Source organism: Endozoicomonas sp., from assembly GCF_965196975.1.
Lineage (GTDB): Bacteria > Pseudomonadota > Gammaproteobacteria > Pseudomonadales > Endozoicomonadaceae > Endozoicomonas.
Map to the genome: position 1 here is coordinate 217,556 of NZ_OZ239981.1, position 25,182 is coordinate 242,737.

Annotated in this window: 21 protein-coding genes, 13 tRNA genes and 1 pseudogene; 11 read left to right on the top strand and 24 right to left on the bottom strand. The window is 47.4% G+C overall.

Going from position 1 to position 25,182, the window contains the following annotated elements:
* Positions 1 to 104: 104 nt before the first annotated feature.
* The 5 genes and pseudogenes from ACOCLE_RS01025 to fba all read left to right on the top strand — a co-directional run.
* Positions 105 to 491: pseudogene (locus ACOCLE_RS01025) on the top strand (IS701 family transposase); the annotation flags it as partial.
* 84 nt (positions 492 to 575) lie between these two features.
* Positions 576 to 1,856: an ISKra4 family transposase gene (locus ACOCLE_RS01030; protein WP_419532972.1), complete on the top strand. Its 1,281-nt coding sequence runs from the start codon at positions 576 to 578 to the stop codon at positions 1,854 to 1,856.
* Positions 1,840 to 2,547, top strand: coding sequence for a transposase (locus tag ACOCLE_RS01035; RefSeq protein ID WP_419535151.1), 708 nt, complete (start codon positions 1,840 to 1,842; stop codon positions 2,545 to 2,547). The genes ACOCLE_RS01030 and ACOCLE_RS01035 overlap by 17 nt, the downstream gene beginning before the upstream one ends.
* A gap of 499 nt (positions 2,548 to 3,046) precedes the next feature.
* Positions 3,047 to 4,120: a class II fructose-bisphosphate aldolase gene (gene fbaA, locus ACOCLE_RS01040; RefSeq protein ID WP_419535152.1), complete on the top strand. Its 1,074-nt coding sequence runs from the start codon at positions 3,047 to 3,049 to the stop codon at positions 4,118 to 4,120.
* A 138-nt stretch (positions 4,121 to 4,258) separates the two neighbouring features.
* Positions 4,259 to 5,323 (top strand): class II fructose-bisphosphate aldolase, encoded by a 1,065-nt coding sequence (gene fba / locus ACOCLE_RS01045; protein WP_419535153.1) that lies wholly within the window; start codon positions 4,259 to 4,261, stop codon positions 5,321 to 5,323.
* A gap of 141 nt (positions 5,324 to 5,464) precedes the next feature.
* Here fba and ACOCLE_RS01050 read toward each other — a convergent pair.
* From ACOCLE_RS01050 to ACOCLE_RS01125, 16 genes are all read right to left on the bottom strand, one after another.
* Positions 5,465 to 5,540 (bottom strand) — tRNA-Gly (locus tag ACOCLE_RS01050).
* Positions 5,541 to 5,599: 59 nt separating this feature from the next.
* Positions 5,600 to 5,675, bottom strand: a tRNA-Glu gene (locus ACOCLE_RS01055).
* 19 nt (positions 5,676 to 5,694) lie between these two features.
* Positions 5,695 to 5,770: transfer RNA gene (locus tag ACOCLE_RS01060), tRNA-Ala, on the bottom strand.
* A gap of 54 nt (positions 5,771 to 5,824) precedes the next feature.
* A tRNA-Gly gene (locus ACOCLE_RS01065) sits at positions 5,825 to 5,900 on the bottom strand.
* 53 nt (positions 5,901 to 5,953) lie between these two features.
* Positions 5,954 to 6,029: transfer RNA gene (locus ACOCLE_RS01070), tRNA-Glu, on the bottom strand.
* 48 nt (positions 6,030 to 6,077) lie between these two features.
* Positions 6,078 to 6,153: transfer RNA gene (locus ACOCLE_RS01075), tRNA-Gly, on the bottom strand.
* A 55-nt stretch (positions 6,154 to 6,208) separates the two neighbouring features.
* A tRNA-Glu gene (locus ACOCLE_RS01080) sits at positions 6,209 to 6,284 on the bottom strand.
* A gap of 48 nt (positions 6,285 to 6,332) precedes the next feature.
* Positions 6,333 to 6,421, bottom strand: a tRNA-Gly gene (locus ACOCLE_RS01085).
* Between the two features lie 55 nt (positions 6,422 to 6,476).
* Positions 6,477 to 6,552: transfer RNA gene (locus ACOCLE_RS01090), tRNA-Glu, on the bottom strand.
* 51 nt (positions 6,553 to 6,603) lie between these two features.
* Positions 6,604 to 6,689 (bottom strand) — tRNA-Ser (locus ACOCLE_RS01095).
* Between the two features lie 43 nt (positions 6,690 to 6,732).
* Positions 6,733 to 6,808, bottom strand: a tRNA-Glu gene (locus tag ACOCLE_RS01100).
* A gap of 48 nt (positions 6,809 to 6,856) precedes the next feature.
* Positions 6,857 to 6,932, bottom strand: a tRNA-Gly gene (locus ACOCLE_RS01105).
* 7 nt (positions 6,933 to 6,939) lie between these two features.
* Positions 6,940 to 7,015: transfer RNA gene (locus ACOCLE_RS01110), tRNA-Ala, on the bottom strand.
* A gap of 226 nt (positions 7,016 to 7,241) precedes the next feature.
* Positions 7,242 to 8,720: a glutamate--tRNA ligase gene (gene gltX, locus ACOCLE_RS01115; protein WP_419535154.1), complete on the bottom strand. Its 1,479-nt coding sequence runs from the start codon at positions 8,718 to 8,720 to the stop codon at positions 7,242 to 7,244.
* 117 nt (positions 8,721 to 8,837) lie between these two features.
* Positions 8,838 to 10,109: a cation:proton antiporter gene (locus ACOCLE_RS01120; protein ID WP_419535155.1), complete on the bottom strand. Its 1,272-nt coding sequence runs from the start codon at positions 10,107 to 10,109 to the stop codon at positions 8,838 to 8,840.
* A 120-nt stretch (positions 10,110 to 10,229) separates the two neighbouring features.
* Entirely contained in the window at positions 10,230 to 11,222 is a 993-nt protein-coding gene (locus tag ACOCLE_RS01125; RefSeq protein ID WP_419535156.1) for a TDT family transporter, read from the bottom strand.
* Positions 11,223 to 11,367: 145 nt separating this feature from the next.
* On the opposite strand from ACOCLE_RS01125, the gene ACOCLE_RS01130 reads away from it, so the two are divergent.
* From ACOCLE_RS01130 to ACOCLE_RS01145, 4 genes are all read left to right on the top strand, one after another.
* The gene (locus ACOCLE_RS01130; protein WP_419535157.1) at positions 11,368 to 12,246 is read left to right on the top strand and encodes a LysR family transcriptional regulator; all 879 of its coding nucleotides are present in this window, start codon (positions 11,368 to 11,370) and stop codon (positions 12,244 to 12,246) included.
* 271 nt (positions 12,247 to 12,517) lie between these two features.
* Positions 12,518 to 13,504 carry a hypothetical protein gene (locus ACOCLE_RS01135; RefSeq protein ID WP_419535158.1) on the top strand — a complete coding sequence of 329 codons (987 nt, stop codon included), beginning with the start codon at positions 12,518 to 12,520 and terminating at the stop codon, positions 13,502 to 13,504.
* Between the two features lie 157 nt (positions 13,505 to 13,661).
* On the top strand, positions 13,662 to 14,645 hold the full coding sequence (locus ACOCLE_RS01140) for a hypothetical protein (RefSeq protein ID WP_419535159.1): 984 nt from the start codon (positions 13,662 to 13,664) through the stop codon (positions 14,643 to 14,645).
* Between the two features lie 254 nt (positions 14,646 to 14,899).
* On the top strand, positions 14,900 to 15,277 hold the full coding sequence (locus tag ACOCLE_RS01145) for a RidA family protein (protein WP_419535160.1): 378 nt from the start codon (positions 14,900 to 14,902) through the stop codon (positions 15,275 to 15,277).
* Between the two features lie 85 nt (positions 15,278 to 15,362).
* Here the strand turns inward: ACOCLE_RS01145 and ACOCLE_RS01150 are convergent, their stop codons facing one another.
* The 8 genes from ACOCLE_RS01150 to ACOCLE_RS01185 form a co-directional block, all read right to left on the bottom strand.
* Positions 15,363 to 15,911 (bottom strand): DUF2058 domain-containing protein, encoded by a 549-nt coding sequence (locus ACOCLE_RS01150; RefSeq protein WP_419535161.1) that lies wholly within the window; start codon positions 15,909 to 15,911, stop codon positions 15,363 to 15,365.
* Positions 15,912 to 16,088: 177 nt separating this feature from the next.
* The gene (locus tag ACOCLE_RS01155) at positions 16,089 to 16,865 is read right to left on the bottom strand and encodes a cytochrome c1 (RefSeq protein WP_419535162.1); all 777 of its coding nucleotides are present in this window, start codon (positions 16,863 to 16,865) and stop codon (positions 16,089 to 16,091) included.
* Positions 16,865 to 18,100, bottom strand: coding sequence for a cytochrome b (locus ACOCLE_RS01160; RefSeq protein ID WP_419535163.1), 1,236 nt, complete (start codon positions 18,098 to 18,100; stop codon positions 16,865 to 16,867). Before ACOCLE_RS01160 ends, ACOCLE_RS01155 begins: the two co-directional genes overlap by 1 nt.
* Complete coding sequence (gene petA / locus ACOCLE_RS01165; RefSeq protein ID WP_419535164.1) at positions 18,100 to 18,693, bottom strand: ubiquinol-cytochrome c reductase iron-sulfur subunit; 594 nt, start codon at positions 18,691 to 18,693, stop codon at positions 18,100 to 18,102. Before petA ends, ACOCLE_RS01160 begins: the two co-directional genes overlap by 1 nt.
* 575 nt (positions 18,694 to 19,268) lie before the next feature.
* Positions 19,269 to 19,661: a 30S ribosomal protein S9 gene (gene rpsI, locus ACOCLE_RS01170; protein WP_066015250.1), complete on the bottom strand. Its 393-nt coding sequence runs from the start codon at positions 19,659 to 19,661 to the stop codon at positions 19,269 to 19,271.
* A gap of 12 nt (positions 19,662 to 19,673) precedes the next feature.
* Positions 19,674 to 20,102, bottom strand: a complete 429-nt coding sequence (rplM, locus tag ACOCLE_RS01175) for a 50S ribosomal protein L13 (protein ID WP_020581462.1) — start codon at positions 20,100 to 20,102, stop codon at positions 19,674 to 19,676.
* Between the two features lie 423 nt (positions 20,103 to 20,525).
* The gene (locus ACOCLE_RS01180) at positions 20,526 to 20,804 is read right to left on the bottom strand and encodes a hypothetical protein (RefSeq protein WP_419535165.1); all 279 of its coding nucleotides are present in this window, start codon (positions 20,802 to 20,804) and stop codon (positions 20,526 to 20,528) included.
* Positions 20,805 to 20,879: 75 nt separating this feature from the next.
* The gene (locus ACOCLE_RS01185) at positions 20,880 to 22,160 is read right to left on the bottom strand and encodes an ISKra4 family transposase (RefSeq protein WP_419532972.1); all 1,281 of its coding nucleotides are present in this window, start codon (positions 22,158 to 22,160) and stop codon (positions 20,880 to 20,882) included.
* Positions 22,161 to 22,337: 177 nt separating this feature from the next.
* Between ACOCLE_RS01185 and gap the strand changes: the two genes are divergently transcribed.
* Together gap and pyk are read left to right on the top strand one after the other, a co-directional pair.
* Complete coding sequence (gap, locus tag ACOCLE_RS01190) at positions 22,338 to 23,348, top strand: type I glyceraldehyde-3-phosphate dehydrogenase (RefSeq protein WP_419537276.1); 1,011 nt, start codon at positions 22,338 to 22,340, stop codon at positions 23,346 to 23,348.
* Between the two features lie 342 nt (positions 23,349 to 23,690).
* Positions 23,691 to 25,124 carry a pyruvate kinase gene (pyk, locus tag ACOCLE_RS01195; RefSeq protein WP_419535166.1) on the top strand — a complete coding sequence of 478 codons (1,434 nt, stop codon included), beginning with the start codon at positions 23,691 to 23,693 and terminating at the stop codon, positions 25,122 to 25,124.
* Positions 25,125 to 25,182 lie beyond the last annotated feature (58 nt).

Here is a 25,182-nt window from a genome sequence, read left to right on the forward strand (position 1 = left end):
TCGTTTGCTGTTTTCAGCATTACAACACAAGAAAACCATAGGACTTTCGCATTGACAGGCAGCTGTAAAAATTGCTAGATCAGCAAAAAATAGCGGATGTCGTCGTGCGTAGAAAGATAACAAGACCTACAACAGCTGGGTGTGATTTGCCGAAATATACAGGGTTTCTATTGTGTGAGCCGAAATCAGCAACCTGTACTCGCCTTAGTGAGATCGGAGATATGTCACACCACAGCGTTAACCGTTTTCTACAACGTGAAGACTTTGCTCCCAATGACCTTTTCATGGAAGTAGCCGCAAGGCTGATTCTTGATGGGGGCACGCTATCGGTTGATGATACGGTGCTGGATAAGCCGTACAGTAACTACACGGCATTCATCGGCTATCATTACTCGGGCAAGCATCATAAAGCCGTCAAGGGCATTAATCTCATAACGCTCTATTACACCGATATCAAAGGCTATAGCCTTCCTGTCAATTTCCGTATCTATGGGGTGCTCTCTCTGAATGATTGAAACAATAGTGCTCTATTTTCACAGCTACTATGGGAACACCACTCATAATAGTTAACTGTCATGCCCGCTTCTGTTATTTCCAGCTCTACCAAAAGCATCGTTTTGCAAATTGAAGTTTCTATAGATTCAGGCAACATGCTGAATCTTGAAGATAGTTTACAGCGTGCACTCAATGAAGCCGGGCAGCTTGGAACAAAAGAGTTATTGGGGCTATTTGAATCACCCAATAAAGAACCTATCGTCGTTAATCAGCAGAAGTGGAACTACAAAGGAAAGGTTCTTAAGCACTATGAAACCTTATACGGTCGTATACCTTTGGAGCGCTCCGTATATCAGGGTGTCAGAGGTGGCAGTACTCTGGCAGCACTTGATCTTCGTGCCGGTATTATTGGTTCAGCTACCCCCAAATTTGCCAAGTCTATCGCCTGGAAATACAGCCAGATGCCAGCGCCTGCGGTAAAAGAAGATTTTGAGACCAACCATCAAAGGACGCTTTCAAATTCTTATATCAAGCATTTATCGGACAGAGTAGGTGCATTAATTGAAGACCAGCAAGACACTCACTACCACCTTCCTCCACTAAAAGAGCCTGTTGAAACAATAGCCATTGGTCTGGATGGAACCTGCATGCTGCTTTGTGAAGAAGGCTGGAGGGAAGCCATGTGTGGGACATTGAGCCTATATTCTGCAGATGGAGACAGGCTCCACACGATATATACAGCCAGTTCGCCAGAGTATGGTAAACAAAGCTTTATGAGCAAGCTCGACGAGGAGATTGCAGATCTAAAACGACTCTACCCAAATGCCACATACATCGGGGTAGCTGACGGGGCTAGAGAAAACTGGAGTTATTTGAAACAACATACCTCTGGGCAGATACTCGATTTTTATCATGCATCTGAATATTTAGCTGGAGCAGCGGAAGCACTGTTTCCAACCAGTAAGGCGAAGCGACACCAGTGGCTTGAAGACAGGCTACATAGTTTGAAAAACAAGCGTGGAGCAGCCAAAAAAATCCTTCAGGAAATTGAATCAGCCGAGCTCCCGAAAAAGACAATCGCACTGACAGAGAAGCGCTACAAAGCTGTGAGCTATTTTACAAACAATCACCAGTTAATGAATTATCATCAGGCGCTTAAACGCCATTGGCCAATAGGTTCAGGAGTTACTGAAGCGGCTTGTAAGACTCTGGTAAAGCAACGATTATGTGGTTCTGGAATGAGGTGGAAAGCAACAGGAGCGGAAGTGCTTTTGACAACAAGAGCACTGATCCAGAGTAAGGGGCGCTGGGAACAACTTTGGTCTGAGTTCATGACTGGAAAGGTTGAAGCTAACCTATGAGTCAGTTATCAAATTGAGAGAGCACCCTATCTATGACTCTGCGGACGGAAAGTCCAAAAATGATTATTTTCTCGAGATGCTGAAAGAAGTACTTGTATGGGGCTTACGACCTGCATTTGTTACGGGGGATTCCTGGTATAGCAGTGCCGCAAACCTGAAGACTGTGAAAAACAACGGTCTGGGTTTTATGTTTGCCGTTAAAAGCAACCGTACTGTTTCTATCCAAAAGGGTGACTACCAACAAGTGCAGAGCCTGGAGATTCCTGAAGAGGGAATAACCGTTTGGCTACGTAATTTTGGTTCTGTGCGTTTGTACCGGACGCGGCTAAAAAACGAGCTGCGCCATTACGTCGTCTACACACCCCATGCTGGATCAGAGGTATCACCACAGGTAGGCTTTAATGAACTTCACCTGCACCATTGGGCGATCGAAGAGTATCACCGGGCGCTGAAACAACTCTGCAGTATTGAGCGCTTTCAGGTGAGAGGAAAGCAGCAGGTCAGGAACCATATTTTTGCCTCTATCTTTGGGTATGCCTGCCTTCAGGCCAAGAAAGTATCTGAATCTCTCAGTAGCATCTATCGCGTTAAGAATGATGCGCTCAAGGATGCTATTTGGGACTTCATTAAGAGCTTCTCTGATGGTAAAGACTGGCTGAGACCATCTTTTATCAGAGCTGTCAATGCGTAAGTTCTAAACCACAAAAAAACTGATTCAAATCAAGAAACCGCTATTGATTTTTTTTGCAAAAAGAGCATCAAAATTTATCAATAGCATTCATACATTGACATGTTTTTTTCTACATTTAATCTCAGGAAAAGCTTATAAAAACGCTATCTTCAATAAAAACCAATAAACTAAAAAAAACATTTTCAAATTCAGGCTGTATGAAAAACACAATCGCACCGAACAAAAACAGAAACAAACAACAATAAACAACAGTTATAAAACTCCCCTGCCATAGTTTTTTATTCATTAGGAAAAAGGCTTTACCTGTTGTAACCTTTCCGTATCATTAGCAAGAATTTGAAGTGTCTAAGCCGGAATTTTTTAGCCCTCTTCAAAAAACGATGGATGATTCGATCTTTCCCGTCATTGAGCTTGGGCTACAAGAAAAGAAATCCTGACCAGACACAGCATTCAAACTGAAAACACACTGTTAACCCTTGATCGAGGAAGGATCAGTCACATGTCCCAGAAAATCCTGGACCTGGTAAAGCCAGGCGTCGTTACCGGTGATGACGTTCAGAAAATCTTTGAAGCTGCCAAGGCCGGTGAGTTTGCACTGCCAGCAGTGAACGTTGTTGGTACCGATTCAATCAACGCAGTTCTGGAAGCTGCTGCCAAAGTCAAGTCTCCAGTCATCATTCAGTTCTCTAACGGTGGCGCTTCCTACTTTTCAGGTAAAGGCCTTAAGACTGACCCTGCTGGCGCTCTGGGCGCCATTGCCGGCGCAAAATATGTTCACGCGGTTGCAGAAGCTTACGGCATCCCTGTACTCCTGCACACTGACCATGCCGCACGCAAGCTGCTGCCATGGATTGACGCCCTGCTGACTGCGGGTGAAGAGTTCTACGAGCAACACGGCAAGCCACTGTTCTCTTCTCACATGATCGACCTCTCCGAAGAGTCTCTGGAAGAAAACATTGCTACCTGCGCCGAATACCTGACGCGTATGGCCAAGATGGACATGACACTGGAATTCGAACTGGGCTGTACGGGCGGTGAAGAGGACGGTGTAGACAACTCTCACATGGACAGCTCCATGCTGTACACCCAGCCAGAAGACGTAGCCTATGCTTACGAAATTCTGAGCAAGATCAGCCACCGCTTCACCATCGCTGCTTCTTTCGGTAACGTTCACGGCGTGTACAAGCCAGGCAACGTTCAGCTGACACCAAAGATCCTGGACAACTCCCAGAAGTACTGCTCTGAGAAGTTCGGTATTCCAGCCAAGTCTCTGAATTTCGTCTTCCATGGCGGTTCTGGCTCTACCCTGGAAGAGATCCGCGAATCTGTATCTTACGGCGTAGTGAAGATGAACATCGACACCGATACCCAGTGGGCATGCTGGGAAGGCGTTCTGAACTACTACAAGAAGAACGAAGCTTACCTGCAGGGCCAGCTGGGCAACCCTGAAGGTGCTGACAAGCCAAACAAAAAGTTCTACGATCCTCGCGTATGGCTGCGTGCCGGTCAGGAGACCATGATCTCCCGTCTCGAACAGGCTCATCACGATCTGAACAGTATCGACGTACTGTAATTCAGACCAGACACCGGCTGCCGCCGGTGTCCTCCCCCCCCCCTCCTTCTCAAAACAAAATTCAACACAACTTTGCATAGTTGCACAATCAGAGGCAATAATACTCTCTTTCATTCAATTCACTGAACGGAGCGGGTAATGGCCCTGATTAGCCTACGCGAGATGCTGGATCATGCTGCAGAAAATGGCTACGGTATCCCGGCATTTAATGTCAATAACCTCGAACAAATGCGCGCCATCATGGAAGCGGCGCATGAAACCGACTCTCCTGTTATCGTTCAAGCCTCTGCGGGGGCAAGAAAGTACGCCGGCGCCCCCTTCCTTCGCCACCTCATCCTGGCGGCAACCGAAGAATTCCCGGATATTCCGGTAGTCATGCATCAAGATCATGGCACCAGCCCGGCAGTATGCCAGCGATCCATCCAGCTTGGTTTTACCTCGGTAATGATGGACGGCTCACTCATGGAGGATGGAAAAACCCCCTCCAGCTACGAATACAATGTTGAGGTTACCCGTAGAACCGTGGATATGGCACACGCCTGCGGTGTTTCAGTAGAGGGCGAGCTCGGCTGCCTGGGGTCACTGGAAACCGGACAGGCAGGTGAAGAAGACGGTGTCGGCGCTGAAGGAACCCTGTCTCACGACCAGTTACTGACCGACCCTGATGAAGCGGCTGACTTTGTAAAAGCGACCGGCGTGGACGCCCTGGCCATTGCCTGCGGCACCAGTCACGGCGCCTACAAATTTACCCGCCCTCCTACGGGCGATATCCTAGCCATCGACCGCATCCGCGCCATTCACCAGCGCATCCCGAATACTCACCTGGTGATGCACGGCTCTTCTTCTGTTCCACAGGACTGGCTGAAAGTGATTAATGACCATGGAGGCTCCATCCCGGAAACCTATGGCGTTCCGGTTGAGCAAATTCAGGAAGGCATTCGAAATGGAGTGCGCAAGGTCAACATTGATACCGACCTGCGCCTGGCTTCTACCGGTGCTATCCGCAGATTTCTGCAGGAAAACCCATCGGAATTTGATCCTCGGAAGTACCTGAAAGCCTCTACACAAGCCATGAAAGAGATCTGTATTCATCGCTATGAAGCATTTGGTTGTGCTGGCCAGGGAAGCAAAATCCCGACCAGCAGTCTGGAAGCCATGTACCTCCGTTACAACTCTGGAGAGCTAAATCCCAAGGTCAGCTAACCTGCCAGCAAAACTCTTCCTGTCCACCCCAGGAAGAGATACCACTAACAAAAGTCATAATAATCGGAAGACATTAAAGAGTGAGGAGGGGTAGAAAATTCAAGACATAAAAAAACCAGTCAATTCGACTGGTTTTTTTATTGGAGCGGGAAACGAGGTTCGAACTCGCGACCTCAACCTTGGCAAGGTTGCGCTCTACCAACTGAGCTATTCCCGCATATTTGAGTCATCAGCTTAAAAAGCTGGACACCACTGTTCACACAACAACTGTAATAGTGGCGTCCCCTAGGGGACTCGAACCCCTGTTACCGCCGTGAAAGGGCGGTGTCCTAGGCCACTAGACGAAGGGGACACATACATCAAACGATGTTTGGTGGAGCTAAGCGGGATCGAACCGCTGACCTCAACACTGCCAGTGTTGCGCTCTCCCAGCTGAGCTATAGCCCCATATCAACCTGTCGCATTATGCCATTTTTTATAACAAATACAACACTTTGAAATTGGAGCGGGAAACGAGGTTCGAACTCGCGACCTCAACCTTGGCAAGGTTGCGCTCTACCAACTGAGCTATTCCCGCAATGAAGATGATTTAAGAGATCTTCATCTCTTGCTCTCTATGAAGAGAATAAGTGGCGTCCCCTAGGGGACTCGAACCCCTGTTACCGCCGTGAAAGGGCGGTGTCCTAGGCCACTAGACGAAGGGGACGCAATCCTTCTGACTTAAATGATATAAACATCACTCAAGCTCTAGATTTGGAGCGGGAAACGAGGTTCGAACTCGCGACCTCAACCTTGGCAAGGTTGCGCTCTACCAACTGAGCTATTCCCGCAATGAAGATGGATTATAAAGGCTCTTCTAACCTTTCTCTCTATAAAGAGAATAAGTGGCGTCCCCTAGGGGACTCGAACCCCTGTTACCGCCGTGAAAGGGCGATGTCCTAGGCCACTAGACGAAGGGGACGCAATCCTTCTAACCTAAATGATATAAACATCACTTAAGCTCTAGATTTGGAGCAGGAAACGAGATTCATTCTCGTCACAAGAAAGTGCGACCTCAACCTTGGCAAGGTTGCGCTCTACCAACTGAGCTATTCCCGCAATGAAGATGGATTATAAAGGCTCTTCCAACCTTTATCTCTATAAAGAGAATAAGTGGCGTCCCCTAGGGGACTCGAACCCCTGTTACCGCCGTGAAAGGGCGGTGTCCTAGGCCACTAGACGAAGGGGACGCAATCCTTCTGACTTAAATGATATAAAAACCACTTAAGCTCTAGATTTTGAGCGAGAAACGAGGTTCGTTCTTGTCACAAGAAAAGCGCGACCTCAACCTTAGCAAGGTTGCGCTCTACCAATGAGCCATTCCCGCAATGAAGATGGATTATAAAGGCTCTTCCAACCTTGTAAATAAGTGGCGTCCCCTAGGGGACTCGAACCCCTGTTACCGCCGTGAAAGGGCGGTGTCCTAGGCCACTAGACGAAGGGGACGCAATCCTTCTGACTTAAATGATGTAAAAATCACTTAAGTTCTAGATTTGGAGCGGGAAACGAGGTTCGAACTCGCGACCTCAACCTTGGCAAGGTTGCGCTCTACCAACTGAGCTATTCCCGCAATAAAATGGTGGAGCTAAGCGGGATCGAACCGCTGACCTCAACACTGCCAGTGTTGCGCTCTCCCAGCTGAGCTATAGCCCCAAAACTTTCGCAGCAACAATACTTAATGTATTTAACAACTGCTTTCTGCTTTAGCGCCTTTCGAAGAACTCTTTGTTTGCCCCCCGAAACGCAGGGCGAATGATATGGATGCCCCCCTATCCTGTCAAGCGTCGCTTATAAAAATTATGCTCAAATAATAGTGCAGTTATATATGCATCTATAAAAAAGGCCGGTACACAACCGGCCTCAGAGCAAAGAAGCTGGGTTAGAGCGCTGCAAACTCTTTTTCCAGACGCTTAGCTTCTTTTTTGGAAACGCCCCCCAACACCTCTACAGCATGACGAAGGCGTGCACGTGTCATGTCCGGTCCAAGGATCTCCATCGACTCCATGACAGACCAGGAATTTGGCGTACCAGCAATAGCAACAAAAATTGGATGATTAAAATCACCCAGTTTGATGTCCATCGCTTTGGAAAGCCCTTTAATTTCAGAGAAAATCTGATCGCGCTGCCACTGACGCAGCTGTTCCAGCTTCCAGAGAGTGAACTGCAGCACCTTTTTAACATCACCCGCTTCCAGCTTTTTATGGGCAAAGTCTTCAGACGACAGATCAAGCATACCGGAGAACATAAAGGCAGCAATGGGCGCAAAATCACTCAGTCGCTCAACCCGCTCTTTCGCCATTGGCAGAAACTTCATCAGGTAGTCACGATTCAGTAACCAGTGATGCAGGCGGTCAGCAAACTGCTCTGTGGTCAGATTTTCGCGGATCCAGCTGGCATTCAACCAGGAGAGCTTTTCCTGGTCAAAAATTGGACCACCCAGAGATACCCGCTTGATATCAAAATCCGCCAGCATTTCTTCCAGGCTGAATTTCTCCCGCTCGTCCGGCATGGACCACCCCATACGACCAAGGTAGTTCAACAGCGCTTCTGGCAGATAGCCCATATCACGATAGTAAGTAATACAGGTTGGGTTCTTCCGCTTGGACAACTTGCTCTTGTCAGGATTTCTCAGCAATGGCATATGACAAAGCACAGGCATATCCCAGCCAAAGTACTCATACAGCAACTGATGCTTGGGTGCAGAGTTAATCCATTCCTCACCACGAATAACGTGGGTGATTTCCATCAGGTGATCATCAACAACATTGGCCAGGTGATAGGTTGGCATGCCATCGGCTTTCACCAGTACCTGCATATCCACCTGAGACCAGTCAATCTCGATGGTGCCACGCAGCATATCATCCACTTTGCAGACGCCGCTCTCAGGCACCTTCATTCGAACCACATGAGGTTCACCCGCATTCAGCCGGGCCTGGACTTCATCTTCAGAAAGATGCAGGCAGTGGCCATCATACCCAGGCGTCTGCTTATTGGCCATTTGCTCTGCACGCAGGGCATCAAGACGCTCAGATGAACAGAAACAGCGGAAAGCATGCCCTTTGTTCAACAGCACATGAGCGTGCTCAGCATAGATCTCACGACGCTCACTTTGGCGATAAGGACCATGCGGACCACCAACATCAGGACCTTCATCCCAATTCAACCCAAGCCAGCGCAGGGAGTCGAGAATCTGCTGCTCAGATTCTGGCGTACTTCTTGTTTGGTCGGTATCTTCGATACGCAGCAGAAACTGGCCGCCCTGACTCTTGGCAAACGCCAGATTAAACAGAGCAATATAAGCAGTACCGACATGGGGATCGCCGGTAGGGGAAGGTGCAATACGGGTGCGTACAGTCATGAAATTGCTTTCTCAATAAGACCTGAGCCTGAATGGGAGCAGGCTGATAGAATGCCAAAACAGGTATTATAAGGCTGAGACCCAGCAGCACCCAAATATTGATTCAATTGAGTAGAGTCAAGCTTCCCTTTTTATCCCCAGACGGGACATCAACCAGCCAATGGTAGTCCCCTGAATCAGCAGTGAGAAAAGAATAACAGCAAGCGTCATTTCTATGATCATTCGCTTTTCAGGCATGGAGTCCGGAATTGACAGCATCAGGGCAACCGGCACAACGCCTCTCAACCCTCCCCAGAACATCACCTTCATTGAACTACTGTCCACCTTTCCACTGAGTGGAATCCAATTACTGACTGGCAGCAACAGATATACCACCAGGAAGCGCGCCAGGAGCACAGCCACAATGGCAATGATCAGCGTGGGATAGAACATGCTGAGATGCTCAATATTCCGAAGCAGGAAGTCCTCACTTAACCCTAACAGCAGGAAAATAAAACTATTGGCAACAAACGCCATAAACTCCCAGTAAGGATCAAGGTGGCGCAATGTCATAAAGTCCGCCATAGCCCGGCGGCCATAGCTGCGAGTGATAATCCCGGCAGCGATCACTGACATCACACCAGAGGTTTCAAAGACATGGTCTGCGATGATAAAGCTGGAAAAGGCAAGAATGGTTGTCAGCGCAATGTGAACATAAGGCATCCCCCTGGATAACCGGAGCAATACCAGCATTCCCGCCCCCATGGCCGTACCGACAAAAATTCCGCCAAAGAAAACCCTGAAGAACTCGATAAAAGCCGCAAAAACAGTGTTACCAGACAGCCCGGTTCCCGATTGAATAATCGAAAGAACAATACCAAACATGACAATCGCGGTTGCGTCATTAAACAAACTCTCGGCATCCATCAGCAGAGACATCCGCTCAGGCGCTTTCACCTCTTTAAAAAGCGCAATAACGGCGACCGGATCCGTTGCCGAAATCAGCGCACCAAACAGCAGTGCACCGGCAAGTGTCAGAGGCGTCAATTCACCGAGAATCACCCCAACAACTAGGGTTGACAGAACCACACCCAGAATTGCCAGCATCAATACAGGCACTAGCTCTTTCATAAGAGCCGACAGCTTTATATTGATGGCCGCCTCAAAAACCAGCACAGGCAGCAAAACATACATGATCAGGTCGTGGGTCAGGGAAAGACGGAGGATGGGAGCCAGTATTTCACAATACTCAGCCGCTATCCCCAGGGCCATACCGATCACAACCAGTCCAATGGTATAGGGAAAACGCAGCTTTTTAAGAAGGATCGCTGAGATAGCCGCCAATAAGAAAAGGCCGCAGAAGATCAGCATGGGGATGGCGAGACCAGCGCCAGAATGTGTTACCGACATTTCCTGTTCCGTTTATAAATAAATGCCGAAATAAAGAGGGATCATAAGTTCGACATTTAAGGCCATGAGTTCAATTTACCCATGGCCATATTGACCGGTCAGTCCATGTCTCGACATACCTCAGGGATGGCGAGGTGAGAAGTAAAACCAGAGATAGCGGAGGGCAACATAAAATACGATCACCGTCGCCACCAAAAGTTCAAAACCGGCCAGATTGTTAATAACATCACAAACTTTTTGATAGCCCTGTTGATTAAGTATATCCGCCAGCTTGAACAACGCTGTAGCCCCAATCACCATTGGAAATGTGAAAGCCGCATATCCAGGTGAAAACGGCAGGCGCAGTAGACGGACAAACGCAACATAGACCAGACTCGTCATAAAAATAGCCAATGGCAGCAGGACTGCAACCAGTAAGTAATTTGGCTGGTTAGTTATGGACAGATAACCTGCCAGAGAGAGGCTCGCCGGTGCCGCCATAATGGCAAATGTAGGCAGCGCCGCATCAGGAATCGCCTCTCTGAAAATCAGGCGATACAGCATCACTGGCAGCTTTATGAAGTAGCAGCAAAGTCCAAAAACAAACAACGTAAAGACCAGTTTTTCATGCCCCATACCCGCACTGGTTACTGCCGTCACAATAATACCCACCGGCGGGACAAACCAGCTTGGAACCATATGGTGTAAATGGAAATCAATAAATCTGTGAACCGTAAACCCTACAAATAAAAGGAGATGAGCAACAACAGCCATCAACCAGAGTCCTTTGGCAAAAGCAGGTGCCAATGACAACAAAGATTGCGCAATCACCATACTGGCCATCGCACAGGTTGGCATCACACTGCTGACCACAGGGTGAGCAAGATCCTCCCGAAACAGGTCAGGATTGCTCATAAATTTCAGAATAATGGCCAAAACCAGCACACTGGCCACCAGTGCCGATGACAACTTAAACCATTCGGCAAAGCCGGGCAGCACTAGTGCCCAGACCGCTCCCAAACTGGCAATACCCAGCGCCAGGCCTCCCAGCGGAGTTGGCACCTTCCTGAGACGGACACTCAAATCGGTTTTATGCATCTGCAAGCCATCTTCTAACTGACTGACAACGGCCACTTGTACTCATCTCCAGAAAATAGTTGGAATAAAGATATAACCCAACTAAAAATAAGAAAAATCAAACTTATGGATAGATAGATTCAGTTTTACTTATACTCTATAGAGTTCAATAAGATAATCAGGCAAGCCGGGCGGCAATAGCGTGCATATAACATTAAGACAACTGCAGGTATTCAGGGCCATAGCGACTCTCGGCCAGGTTCAACTGGCTGCACGCCAGTTATATCTATCACAGCCAGCAACCAGCATGGCTCTGTCTGAATTGGAAAAGCACTTAAGCTGCCAACTGTTTGACCGCGCAGGCAATCGACTTATCCTGAACTCAGAAGGAAAGAGGCTCCTGCCTCTTGCCTGCGAGTTACTCGATCGCAGCGAAGAGATCTCACGACTGTTCAATAACAGCGACCACCACAGTGGCAAAGTGACGATTGGTGCCAGTACCACCATCGGCAACTACCTCTTACCGGAAGAGCTTGCCCGGTTTGAAAGAAACCATCCAGAAATCACCGTAGAACTGGACATTCACAACACCACCACCATCATTGAAAAGCTGGCATCACTGGAGATCGACCTGGCCTGTGTGGAAGGCCCCTGCCAGCACCCTGGCATTGAAACGATTCCCTGGCGAGAGGATCATCTGGTTCTCTTTTGCAGCAGCGAACACCCTCTGGCAAAAAGCAAAGCGGTAACTATTGAAAACCTTGAGCAAACAGAATGGATACTGCGAGAGCCAGGATCAGGCACTCGTATGCTGTTTGAGCTTCATATTGGTCAGTATTTACGGCAAAGGCATCTGAAGATGGAGCTTAACCAGACTGAGGCCATCAAGAGCATGGTGCGTTCAGGCATTGGGATTAGCTGCCTATCTGAGCTCTGCATTGCCAATGAACTGATACAAGGTGAGCTGGTTCGGCTCCCCTTTCCAAAGCAGCCGATGAAAAGGCAGCTATGGCTGTTATTAAATAAAAGAAAATACAAAAGCAGGTTGGTATCTCAACTGATCCGATGCTTACTGGCTTAAATTGCGGTGCAGCCTGTATTCATAAACACGACCTCACTAAAAATCAAAAGAAGCCGTTTAGTAGTGACGTTTCATTTGAGATAAATAGAGTGAATAGTGGTATTTCATAGCTATTTCCTAATCAAAATAGCCCCCCTCCCCAAGGAAACCACTCGTAACGATCAGGATAAATTAACCACCGGATGAGTAGTGTTTTTTGAACTTCGATCATGAATACCGGTCTATAACCAGAAATCAACCAAACAAAAGAACACTATTCAGGGGTATATCAATGGACTCTCTCGGCATTTTCGGAGCATTTTCCCATGCGTACCATAATAGTGATTCCAACTATTTTGCTATTCGAGTATTGAGTGGACTCTCTGCATCCTTGCAGACCGCCTCTGCCTGCATCTGGGGAGGTTACAAGGTTGATATTTCTGACTATCAGACCATCATCTTAAAAAATGAACATCCCGACTCCTACTTTGCAATGGAGTTTGCCGACATAGAGGCTCGTCGTGCCAGGGTATGTGAATACGATACTTATACTCCAAGGATCCCAAGGAAAATCAGCTTCACTGGAGAATGCAAGACGTTTCAAGATGAGCTGAAGCGACTATCTTCCGCAGCCGATCAAAAAATATCGCAAGAAGTCCTGAATGACACAAGACGTCAATCAACTTACATGACACAGTTAGACGAAGCTAGAGACAAATTACGTCTAATTGATCAAAAAAGCCGAGAGTTGCATGAAAAGCAAGGCACTCATTCTCAACCAGGACAATTTGCCAAAGCACTTTTGACTAAATCATTTTTTATATTACAAGCTAGTTGGCCTCAGGAAATTAAACAATTGATGAGTGAGCAACACCCAAACACGTCTTCACACGTTTGGTTTAACACCGTAACAGATAATCAAGATAGAACACGTTATCTTGACATTACTCCATTACTTTGCGAGCTAATCGACAGAACAACTTTTGCTGCTCACAACTTCTTGAAGAAAACGCCTGAGCAGCGGCAAGCCGATGTGGAGAGATTGTCTCAGACAATTCAAAATAAGCATCTTGCCGATCGTGGTGTTATAGATAGAGCATTAACACAAAATGATCCTGCCAGCCTTATAGAGCTCAGCGCAGCTGTAGCATTTGCTGAAGTATTAAACGAAGTCAAGCGTGCATATCAAACCTGTGGTGGCAGTCAGCAAGACAACCCCATAACCATCTTCCAATTCTTTAAATACTGGCTCATCATGAACAAGCCACAATGGCAGTAGCTAGATGCATTCAGTTAATATTTAAAGCCTAGGTAGCTTAAAATTATCAATTACAGAATAGAATTTAAATATTATTCTTTCATAACGAATACAGATTAAAGATCTCAAAAATAGAGCTAGCCTTGCCTATAAGTCTATGAAATGAGAAATTTTTACCATGAACCTTAAGCTTCCAGCTTTATCTTTAATCTCGGTTTTTTTTCTTCTATCAAGCTGTACCACTCAACGTTCCCATAAAATAAACTCAACTAATTCCGTGCTGATATCAGACTCTATACAACAAAAAATACTGCATTTGATTGACTTAGATAAAGAGGATCATTTAAATCACGAACAGAAAGCCAGTTTCAAAAAAGAAGTCACAGCACTTTCACAACAAAGAAAGAAGGAATATCCTAAAAACGATGAGACGGCTCGACCGGCAGTGGTTGGCTATCAGCTGAAATACGAAGAAGCATTAATTAAACAATACCATGACAAAAGCCTGGACAACTGGAAAATCACAGTCGTCTTTATCACCCCAAAAACAATAACACCGCTATCAATAGACCCCAATAATAGAGCAACATGGCACGGAGCAATTTCTGAAGAAGTGCAAAATGATCCCGTTAGGCTTCACACCGTATTAGGTCGTTGTACTACTGTCCCTCAACTAATACAGCTTGGATCCAATGTTAAGGTTTATTCATTTTATCCTGAATCAGGCTTTCTAAAGCGCCCACCCCTAAACCGGGAAAAATATAACGCATTTGTAATGCAAGATAAGACCCATTTTATCAATGCACCAATGAAGCAGATACAAGAGCTAAGGCCAGACGAAGTCGGAGCAATCTACATTATACAACCGCCAGGTACGTTTAAAACCAGTGCATCCGAGCATCCTGACATTGAAAACCCCCTTCAAGTGATTGAAGATGAGATATCCCAACTGCAATCAGAGTACGGAGCCGACTTAAAAAATCAGGTTTTCATCACCAACATTGGTGCTGGCCAGGCAATTGATGCCAACAAAGCCAACATATTTTCACTCTGCTCCGGCCCACTTAGCAGCCCTGATGTACAAGGGTGTTTTGACCTGAGAAAAGACACAATTACCACTGGAATTACAAAACCAGCCTCAAAAGAAGCAGCTAGCGATTAAATATTTTTCAAAATGGGGCCAGAAATAGAACCCATTAGCGGCACAACTGCCTCCCACATTCACTTTGGCCGTTGTGCTACCAACATATTGCCCACTTCGCACAACCTTCTTCTCTTATCTATCTATAATACTGATTCGATCAATTTAAGTATTTATACCCAAACATACCCATTCATTGACTTTGATCCGATGACAAACACACTCCACATCTCTAGAATTTCGCCCCTTTCCCTAAACAAACTGGCTTAATTATCATGGAAAAAGTGATCGAAACCCCTGACGCTCCTCCAGCGATCGGCCCATACTCTCAGGGCATGCGCTTTGGCAACCTGGTATTCACATCAGGCCAGCTGCCTATCGATCCGGAAACCGGAGAAGTCTCCGAAGACACCAAAGAGCAGGCTCATCAGTGTCTGAAAAACCTGAAAGCGGTATTGGAAGCTGCAGGCAGCGGCATGAACCGGGTGAAAAAAGTCACCGTATTCGTTCGTGATATGGATGAGTTCAGCAATATCAACGAAGTCTACAAACAGTACTTCAAAGTACCCTTCCCTGCCCGTAGCCTGGTTGAAGTCGCCCGCCTGCCAAAAGATGTGAAAGTAGAAATTGAAGCCCTGGCTACTGTTGACTAATTCGTTAGACAACGCTTCCTGCAATGGTTCTCCTGCATTAATTGACATCATGAGAACGCATTATTGAACGGGGGGTTAGCCCCCGTTACCACATCAGGTCATCCGGAATCTGATAATCCGCGTACCAATCTTCTTCTTCCTCAGTCAAATCGCCAGACTTATCATTCTGCATGACAATCGCTTCAGGCTTACGCTCTGCAATCTTACTGGCCACCGGGGCAGGAATAACCAGGAAATCCTCACCCAGAACAGCCAGAGCCAGCAACCCTCTTTCCAACTTGGTCAGCTGCTCATCAGTAACATACAGTTTCTTAATTTTATTTTCATAAACAAACTTATATTCTGCTTCACCCCCATCACGGGACAACCGATTTGTTTCAATCAGCTGACGAACCTGAGCATCCAGCGCCTTACGCTGACGCTCATCCTCAAGCTGTCGATTCCGCTCACGATCTTTCTCAGCCTGAGCCTGCCTTTCTTTCTCAAGTTCAATACGGCGCTTTTCCTGATCGGTCATTTCACCGGACTTGGCGGCCTGCTTTTTCTTTTTCTTATTACTGGTTTTCGCCTGTAATGCCTGCTGCTTGGTCGCGAGACCAGCCTTTATCAGCTGATCACGAAGTGATTTACTCATAGTCTTAAATACCAGAGGGAGATACAGAAAACTGGAATCTTAGCAATCCCTTCTACTGACAGCCAGAGATGAAACTAAGCAAAGGATTTTTTTACAACCACAAAACGCATAAAGCCCACAAAGAAGAAGCTTCTTGTGGGCTTTATAATTTAGACAGCCGATGACGGCGACTATTAATTAATGAACATCCTTCCAGAATTCGCGCTTGAGCAGATAGGCAAACACAAGGAATACCGCCAGGAACAGGAATACATAAATACCCAGCTGCTTACGTTGCTCTTGCATTGGCTCCGCAGAATATGCAAGGAAGTTGGTCAGATCATAGGCCATTTGATCGTATTCAGCTGGCGTCATACTCCCCTTGCGCTCAGGATCAATCGTCAGGCCACAGATTTTGTCTCCGGTCAGCGGGTCACGAGCCGTTGGGTCTGTATCACCACAATTGTCGATTTGCACCCCCTGAAGCTCCAGAAGCACATGAGGCATACCAACATCCGGGAAGACCTTATTATTCACCCCATAAGGGCGGCTTGGGTCTTCATAAAAAGTTCTGAGGTAGGTATACAACCAGTCAGGCCCACCTTTAACACGGGACACCAGCGTCAGGTCTGGAGGCGCCGCACCAAACCAGACTTTTGCCTCCTTTGGATCCATACTGTTGTGCATCAAGTCACCAATCTTGGCCGACTTATCAAATACCAGATTTTCCATCATCAGATCATGAGGAATACCCAGATCGTCCGCTACACGCTCATAGCGCTGGTACTGGGTGGCATGGCAGCCTGCACAAAAGTTCTGGTAATATTTCGCCCCCCGTTGCAGTGAAGCCTTGTCAGAAGGATCCACATTGGCCTCATCAAGAGGGTAGCCCCCACCGGCTGCTGCTGCTGCTGCCAACGATGAAAACAGCACCGAAACCAGAAACAACTTAATGGTCAGTATTATTCTTTTCATTAGCCGGTCACCCTCTCCGGTACAGGTTTGGTCTTCTCCCATCGAGTGTAGAAAGGCATCAACAGGAAGAACGCAAAGTAAATCAGCGTACAAATCTGGGCAATGAGCGTGTAAGTCTCAGTAGCCGGCTGCGTTCCAAGCCAAGTCAGTAGAATAAAGACAAAGGCAAACACCACAATGCTGGTTCTGCTGATAATACCCTTATAGCGCCATGATCTAACCGGGCTGCGATCCAGCCATGGCAGAACAAAGAGAATAGCAATTGCACCACCCATGGCTATCACACCACCCAGCTTGGAGTCGATTGGCCCAATATCAAAGGTAATCGCCCGGAGGATGGAGTAGAACGCCCCAAAATACCATACTGGTGCAATATGCTCTGGCGTCTTCAGGCCGTTAGCCGGTTCAAAGTTGGCATGCTCAAGGAAAAACCCGCCCATCTCAGGGAAGAAGAAAATAATTCCACAGAAGACGAACAGGAAGACCACAACACCCACAATATCTTTAACGGTGTAGTAGGGGTGGAAAGCGATACCATCGAGAGGCACACCGTCAGGCCCTTTATTTTTCTTGATTTCAATACCATCCGGATTGTTTGAGCCGACTTCATGCAGCGCCAGGATATGCAGAACAACCAGGCCGAGAATAACGATCGGTAGCGCTATGACATGCAGCGCAAAGAAGCGGTTAAGGGTAATACCGGAGATCAGGAAGTCACCACGAATCCACTGTTGAAGATCCGGACCAATAACCGGAATAGCTCCAAACAGGGAAATAATAACCTGGGCACCCCAGTAGGACATCTGCCCCCAGGGCAACAGGTAACCCATAAAGGCCTCCCCCATCAGCGCCAGGTAGATTGCCATACCAAAGATCCAGATCAACTCCCGTGGAGCTTTGTAGGATCCATAGAGAAGACCACGAAACATGTGGAAGTAAATAACCACAAAGAACATGGATGCGCCGGTAGAATGCATATAGCGGATCAACCAGCCATATTCCACATCCCGCATGATGTACTCAACAGAAGCAAAAGCCGCTTCAGCACTGGGCACATAACTCATGGTCAGCCAGATACCGGTCAGGATCTGGTTAACCAGGACCAGCAGGGCCAAAGAACCAAAAAAATACCAGAAGTTGAAATTTTTGGACGCATAATATTTGCTGAGATGCTTCTCCCACGCCTGGGTGACGGGAAGTCGGGCATCAACCCAATCCATTATTTTATTTCCCATCACGCATTCTCCTCATCTTTACCGATAATCAGAATATCATCGCCTTCAAAGGAGTAAGGTGGCACGACCAGATTCGTTGGGGCGGGCACTCCTTTATACACACGACCAGCCAGATCGAATCGCGAACCATGACAGGGGCAGAAATACCCACCCTTCCAGTTGGCATCAAACTCCATGGGTTTGACTTCCGGCAGATATTTTGGAGAACACCCAAGGTGGGTACACAAACCGACCAGTACTAAAACGTCTTCCGTGCGTGAACGGTAAGGATTGGTGGCATACTCAGGCTGATCCGAGTTTTCGGATTTAGGGTCGCGCAAACGACCATCCTGTGATGGCAGTTCATTAAGCATGTCTTTGGTACGGCGCAGTACAAAGACTGGTTTACCCCGCCATTCATAGACAACCTGCTGACCAGGTTCCAGCTTACTTAAATTGACTTTGACAGGTGCACCGGCAGCTTTTGCTTTTGCACTCGGGTTCCACGACTTCAGAAAAGGCGTAGCAACCCCTACAGCCCCGGCAGCCCCCACCACCGAAGTCGCTGCCACGAGAAAGCGGCGCCGGCCTTTGTTTACGCCGTTGTCACTCATTAACCTACTCTCCCCATCCGGGCTGAATGCCCAATGACTTCTTTTTGTTCATGGGTGTGATAACTGAGGTCTCCTCAGACCCCCAGCCAGGAACTCAGTAAACTTCCAATCGATTATTAAACCGGCTTTCCGTTTTTGAACCCCAAACTTTATTATTGGCAGGATGCCGTCTATCACAGTCCGTTCATCACAAAACCAAACAAAAGACATCAGACATGATAACAGATTTACTTCTGAAACAGGGCTTTTGTTAAGCCGTCTCACAAAAAGATAGACTCAAAAGCTCTCTCGCAGAACCACCTGCACCCTAAAAGGGCAACACTGACAGCTGCAATCAACCCCCAACAATAAAGCCGCATCGCATTATACTTACCCACATAAGCGGCAGTGCGTAATGATACTGGTTTTAGCGCATAAAAAAAATGCCCATAGAGAAAACAGGGCATACGTTTTTTAACAAATTCTTCAGACATAAAAAAACTTCCCGATACGCTCTCCCGAAAGAGGCATAAAGGGAAGTTTTCCAGTAGTCCAACAGCCTGCTGGAAAAACCGGCAGACTGTTTGAGCACAATATCAGCGCTTGGAGAACTGTGGACGCTTACGAGCTTTACGCAGACCCACTTTCTTACGCTCAACTTCACGAGCGTCACGGGTAACGTAGCCAGCCTTACGCAGAGGAGAGCGCAGAGTCTCATCGTACTGCATCAGCGCGCGGGTGATACCGTGACGGATAGCACCAGCCTGACCAGAACCGCCGCCACCAGATACAGTGATCTTGATGTCGAACTTTTCAGTCAGCTCAGTCAGTTCCAGTGGCTGACGAACTACCATTCGAGCAGTTTCACGACCGAAGTATTCATCAAGAGTACGGCCATTGACAGTAATACTGCCAGAACCAGCTCTCAGAAAAACACGTGCGGTTGAGGACTTACGACGTCCAGTTCCGTAGTATTGAGTTACAGACATAACCACCCCTGATTAGATTTCCAGTTGCTGAGGCTGCTGAGCAGCATGTGGGTGCTCGCTTCCAGCATAAACCTTCAGCTTGCTGTACATGGCACGACCCAGAGCATTCTTGGGCAGCATCCCCTTAACAGCCAGTTCGATTACCAGCTCAGGCTTGTGTCCGATCAGCTTATCAAAGCTCATGGACTTCAGGCCGCCGATGTAACCGGTGTGGCGGTGGTACATCTTGTCAGTAGACTTACGTCCGGTAACACGTACTTTCTCGGCGTTTACTACAACGATGTAATCGCCAGTATCCACATGAGGAGTGAACTCCGGCTTATGCTTGCCGCGCAGACGCAGAGCGATTTCTGTTGCCAGACGACCCAGCGTTTTGCCTTCGGCATCAACTACGAACCAGTCACGTTTTACGGTTTCTGGCTTAGCACTAAAAGTTTTCATTAAATTCGCCTCTATGATACCGCTGACGCGATACCTGTTCCTACATGGCCGTTCCCTGCTGGGCAAGAGCCAGGCTAATAGCCCCAGATCAGCAATACCGGCCTGTTCAAAACATTGGGCGCTCAATCGGGAAACGGGAGCGGTATTATACCGTTTGGCAAGAGGAAATAAAGCCCTTTACTCAAGAACCTTACCAAATCAGACATGCCGCCTCTTCGAAAACTAATGGCTTATCTCCCCATAACAGCCCACCACCATCGCCAGAGCAACACATGCCAAGCAAAAGCATCGTTCAAAAAGGAAAGAAAGTGGCCAAAGGTCGCGCCTAAAAACCGAACAGCACAAAGCCACACCAGCCAGAACCGGTTTATTGAGATACAGGGCTTAACGGTAAATCAATAATTGGTACCATGGAACAACATGTCACTCCACCTCCTCAGAAGACCTCAAAGTATTTAATAAATGACTCCCCTGAAAAAGCGGATTAAACTGAAGCTCGTTTGGAAATACCTCCCTTATTAATGATTGAAGCTCTCCAGTCCGAATTTCAACCCCAAGAAGCAGCAAGCCAAAGAATATTGCAGAGTAATTTCTATAGCGCGCATTCACCACCAGACCTAAAGACAAGAGAGAAAATACGCCAAACGTTGATGCCCTGCTAATAAACCATTCTTTTTGATCGCTATGGTAGCCAGTTACCATCCGAATCGGGGGCTGTGTTCTATCATTATTGACAAAACGAAACCCAACGGGTGCTCTCTCAATTTGATAACTGACTCATAGGTTAGCTTCAACCTTTCCAGTCATGAACTCAGACCAAAGTTGTTCCCAGCGCCCCTTACTCTGGATCAGTGCTCTTGTTGTCAAAAGCACTTCCGCTCCTGTTGCTTTCCACCTCATTCCAGAACCACATAATCGTTGCTTTACCAGAGTCTTACAAGCCGCTTCAGTAACTCCTGAACCTATTGGCCAATGGCGTTTAAGCGCCTGATGATAATTCATTAACTGGTGATTGTTTGTAAAATAGCTCACAGCTTTGTAGCGCTTCTCTGTCAGTGCGATTGTCTTTTTCGGGAGCTCGGCTGATTCAATTTCCTGAAGGATTTTTTTGGCTGCTCCACGCTTGTTTTTCAAACTATGTAGCCTGTCTTCAAGCCACTGGTGTCGCTTCGCCTTACTGGTTGGAAACAGTGCTTCCGCTGCTCCAGCTAAATATTCAGATGCATGATAAAAATCGAGTATCTGCCCAGAGGTATGTTGTTTCAAATAACTCCAGTTTTCTCTAGCCCCGTCAGCTACCCCGATGTATGTGGCATTTGGGTAGAGTCGTTTTAGATCTGCAATCTCCTCGTCGAGCTTGCTCATAAAGCTTTGTTTACCATACTCTGGCGAACTGGCTGTATATATCGTGTGGAGCCTGTCTCCATCTGCAGAATATAGGCTCAATGTCCCACACATGGCTTCCCTCCAGCCTTCTTCACAAAGCAGCATGCAGGTTCCATCCAGACCAATGGCTATTGTTTCAACAGGCTCTTTTAGTGGAGGAAGGTGGTAGTGAGTGTCTTGCTGGTCTTCAATTAATGCACCTACTCTGTCCGATAAATGCTTGATATAAGAATTTGAAAGCGTCCTTTGATGGTTGGTCTCAAAATCTTCTTTTACCGCAGGCGCTGGCATCTGGCTGTATTTCCAGGCGATAGACTTGGCAAATTTGGGGGTAGCTGAACCAATAATACCGGCACGAAGATCAAGTGCTGCCAGAGTACTGCCACCTCTGACACCCTGATATACGGAGCGCTCCAAAGGTATACGACCGTATAAGGTTTCATAGTGCTTAAGAACCTTTCCTTTGTAGTTCCACTTCTGCTGATTAACGACGATAGGTTCTTTATTGGGTGATTCAAATAGCCCCAATAACTCTTTTGTTCCAAGCTGCCCGGCTTCATTGAGTGCACGCTGTAAACTATCTTCAAGATTCAGCATGTTGCCTGAATCTATAGAAACTTCAATTTGCAAAACGATGCTTTTGGTAGAGCTGGAAATAACAGAAGCGGGCATGACAGTTAACTATTATGAGTGGTGTTCCCATAGTAGCTGTGAAAATAGAGCACTATTGTTTCAATCATTCAGAGAGAGCACCCGCTGTAGGTGTTTTTACTGTGCTGCATTCGCTAATGAAATCCTTTTTACTAGAGACAGGGCGGTAATTCCGCTTTGATTAACGGTATTGGAGACATCATGATCAAGATTGCTATTAATGGCTACGGCCGTATCGGTCGCAACGTACTGCGCGCACTCTACGAAGCTGGCCGTCGCGATGAATACCAGATTGTTGCCATTAATGATCTGGGTGACACCAAAATCAATACTCACCTGACCAAGTACGACACTGTTCATGGCCGTTTCAACGCGCAGGTTGAAGAAGGCGAAGGCGCTTTGTTCGTAAACGGTGACGAAATCAAGACGTTCTCTGAGCGTGACCCTTCCAAGCTGCCATGGGGCGAGCTGGGCGTTGACGTTGTCTTTGAATGTACTGGTGTTTTCCGTTCCAAGGATTCCTGCAAACCACACCTGGATGCTGGTGCCAAGAAAGTTATCATTTCTGCTCCAGGCTCAAACGTTGACGCTACCATCGTTTACGGTGTGAACCACGACACTCTGACTGCAGACATGACCGTTATTTCTAACGCTTCCTGCACCACTAACTGTCTGGCCCCTATTGCCAAGCCTCTGAATGATGCGCTGGGCATCGATAAGGGTCTGATGACTACTATCCATGCATACACTAACGACCAGCGTCTGAGCGATGTATACCACTCTGACCTGTACCGTGCCCGTGCAGCTGCCATGAACATGATTCCAACCGCTACCGGCGCTGCTGCTGCAGTAGGTGAAGTCGTTCCTGAGCTGAAAGGCAAGTTCGATGGCATGGCTGTTCGTGTACCGACCATCAACGTTTCTCTGGTTGACCTGAGCTTCGTTGCTGCTCGTGAGACGACTGTTGAAGAAGTAAACGAAATTATTATTGCTGCAGCCAAGTCCAATCCTGCGATGTCTGCTGTTCTGCATGTTAACCATGAAGAACTGGTTTCCATGGACTTTAACCACAGCCCTTACTCTTCTAACTTTGATGCTACTCAGACTCGTGTTCTGGGCAACCTGGTTAAGGTTATGTCCTGGTACGATAACGAGTGGGGTTTCTCCAACCGTATGCTGGATACTGCCAAGGCCCTTATGAACGCTTAAGGCATTCTGAAAGGTGATCTCAACACAGGCTCGGTTAACGGGCCTGTGTTGGTTACGATAAATGAGATAAGTAATTTAATATCTGGATGTCAGGCTGTTGGTAAACAAAGAGAAGACAGTGTTACGGGGCAAGATGGCTCCTATACTTTGACGGTACTTTCTTCTTTTGTTTGCACTCCGTTCAATACATTACATTTGTCCTGCAGAGCAGAGGTGTACAGGTTGTGAACGGCTGCCGTGCACATCATTAATCCATTAAGGCCTGTCGCTTGCTGTAATGACTCCTGTGGGATGGCATAAAGCTCTCACGAGAGCGGCGGGTTCACAAGCGAGAGGATTATCATGCTCAGACGCACAAAAATTGTGGCAACCCTGGGGCCCGCAACTGAATCTGAAGAACAACTGCAAAAGCTGATCGAAGCTGGAGTCAACGTTGTTCGCCTTAACTTCTCCCACGGTGATCTGGAAGATCACAAAGCCCGTGCCAAAACCATTCGCGAAATTGCTGCCAGGCTGAACCGTCCGGTTGCTATTCTGGGTGACTTGCAGGGGCCTAAGATCCGTATTGGCCGTTTCCAGAATGGCAAAATCCACCTTCCTGATGGTGCTACCTTTAACCTGGATGCTAGCCTTCCCATTGATGATGGTGATGAAACCCAGGTGGGGCTCGGTTATAAAGACCTGCCAAATGACTGTAAAGTTGGTGATGTGCTGCTTCTTGATGATGGAAGAATCAGTCTCGAGGTAGTGTCTATTGATGGCCCATGCATCAAAACCAAAGCGATCAATGGAGGTGAGCTGTCTAACAACAAGGGCATTAACCTTCAGGGTGGTGGTCTTTCTGCTGCAGCGTTAACTGAGAAAGATAAGCAGGATATCCTTCTGGCTGCAGAGCTGGAAGTGGATTATCTGGCGGTATCTTTTGTCCGTCATGCCAGTGATGTTGAAGAGGCGCGTCGCCTGCTCCGGGAAGCTGGTGGAACTGCCGCTATACTGTCCAAGATTGAGCGGGCTGAGGTGGTTAATGACCACGAACTGCTGGCTGAAGTTATTTCCGCATCGGACGCCGTGATGGTTGCCCGGGGCGATCTGGGTGTTGAAATTGGTGACCCTGAGCTGATTGGTGCCCAGAAGCACATGATTAATGAAGCTCGTCGTTTGAATAAGCCGGTCATTACAGCGACTCAGATGATGGAGTCCATGATTCACAACACTCAGCCAACCCGTGCAGAAGTTTTTGACGTGGCCAATGCGGTACTTGACGGTACTGACGCAGTGATGTTGTCCGGTGAAACGGCAACTGGTAAGCGCCCGGATGAAGTCGTTAAAGCCATGAGCAGTATTTGTCTTGGTGCAGAGAAACAGTCTGTTGAATACATGACGGAGCGTCGCATTGGTAAGTTTGAGCATGTTGATGAAGCCATCGCTCAGGCAACGATGTTTGCAGCTAACCATCAAGATGATATCAAGGCGATTGTCTGTCTGACCAAAACCGGTTCTACGCCACTGTGGATGTCCAGAATTAATACTAGCCTGCCGATTTTTGCCATGACCCGATATGAGACGACTGAGCGTCGTGTGGCTTTGTACCGTGGCGTTGAAGCGGTGGCTTTTGACAGCGGTACCGAGTATGGCTCGGAAGTTAATGGACGTGCAATTAATGTCCTTAAGCAGCGTGGTCTTCTGGAAGTAGGCGACAAGATCATTTTGACCAAAGGCGAAAGTCAGGAAATCGAAGGTGGAACCAATACCATGCAGATTATCAGCGTAAGCTGATCCCTGCTTCAGACGCTGTTGACAGTGAATGTGAGCGGCGTCTGGTTTGAGTCAACAG